Genomic DNA, 1,442 nt, shown 5'->3' with positions numbered 1-1,442 from the left:
TTCGCCCAATTGCAGACGCTCAAAAGCGACTAGCAATTTCCCGATTGCTGCCTTTAGACCACGCAGGTGTGCGGCGATACGAAAACGGTACGCAGCCGAGTTAAGCGTGAATCATGGCCACTGTACCAGGCACTCATGTTGGCGGAGCACTAGGTCAGCTACCGCTTATTGCACGAAATTTCGGCACGCATTCCACTCTGGGACTATCGGCAGCCCTATTGATATTCGGTGTCGTTTTTTGGAACGCGAGATGGGCAGGGCTCACAAAGCGCCATGCGTTATGGAACTGTAGAGGTGCCACGTTCGCTCTTGATCTATCGTTAGTATTTAGCGACTGAGAGACCGAGTGCTCCCGTTTCAGTTTGGGAGACTCTTATGTCAGTTTACTATTTCGAGATAGCTGATACCGAACCAGCCATTCCTTGTGTCGGCGAAGAACTGCCTTCAATCGCTTCCGCTCGCTGCTTTGCGTTAAAATACGCGGGTCGGCTTATATGTGAGCAAGGACCGGCAATTTGGAATGGCGAAGATTGGGTCATGACTATTACTGACGCTAATCGCCTTACGTTGTTTACAATTCTCGTTTGCGTGACGGCTGCACCGTCCACCATGAAATTCGGTTTCGGAGATTCCGAACAGCGCCAAGCGGGGCCGCCGGGCCGGACACCCGCTAGATAAAGTGAACTGTTTGGAAGAAAGCGGTTTTGCATATCTGCGGCAGCTTGAGTGTCGTACCAACACACGGCGAACGTCCTAAATCCCCCAATCGCGGACATTTCGACGACCCGGGGGTGACCGCGTCCTAACGGCCGGTTAGGTGAGAAGGCTAGTGGCGATCGGAAGTCGATCAGCTGCAAGGAGAGCCCGCATGCTTTTTCATACCATGGTCGGATCGAACGATATTGAACGGTCGAAGCGCTTCTACGACACGGTGCTCGCCACTTTGGGGGCAGGCGAAGGGACGCGGAACATTGCCGACAGCGGCCATACACGGCTAATCTATAATAATGGCAACGGAACCAATTTCATCGTCAGCCAGCCGATTAACGACGAACCGGCAAGCGTCGCCAACGGCAGCACCGTAGCCTTTTCGTGCAACTCGCTTGAACAAGTGAAGCAGCTTCATGATACCGCGGTCGCCAACGGTGGCACCTCGATCGAAGCCCCGCCCGGCCCGCGTAATACCGCATCGCTGGGGACAGTCGAACTTGCCTATTTTCGCGACCCAGACGGCAACAAACTATGCGGAATACATTTCCCTGCCTGATCTGTCCGGCACGGGTCCGCTTTTGACCCTAGCGGACCCGGATTTTGCGATCGCGCGAATGTCCGCTTTCCACCAAAGTCAGACGTTCAGCGCCCTGGATCGACGAATGACCGCTCCCGCCCAAAAGGCGACATTCGCTGCGATGTTGGCCGCACTTATGGCCTGCCGAAAAAAA

General features: G+C 54.6%; 2 protein-coding genes. Both read left to right on the top strand.

Annotation, left to right across the window (positions count from 1 at the left end; genetic code table 11):
• The first annotated feature begins 375 nt into the window (after positions 1–375).
• Positions 376–678 (top strand): DUF6894 family protein, encoded by a 303-nt coding sequence (locus IFT54_RS21075; RefSeq protein WP_416365454.1) that lies wholly within the window; start codon positions 376–378, stop codon positions 676–678.
• Positions 679–868: 190 nt separating this feature from the next.
• Complete coding sequence (locus tag IFT54_RS20155; protein ID WP_031439576.1) at positions 869–1,267, top strand: VOC family protein; 399 nt, start codon at positions 869–871, stop codon at positions 1,265–1,267.
• Positions 1,268–1,442: the final 175 nt, after the last annotated feature.

The sequence above is a fragment of the Sphingomonas sp. CFBP 13714 genome (genome assembly GCF_014842205.1).
GTDB classification, from domain to species: domain Bacteria; phylum Pseudomonadota; class Alphaproteobacteria; order Sphingomonadales; family Sphingomonadaceae; genus Sphingomonas; species Sphingomonas aerolata.
Note: the sequence above shows the minus strand (reverse complement) of the source record. Positions and strands in the feature narration are given on the sequence as shown.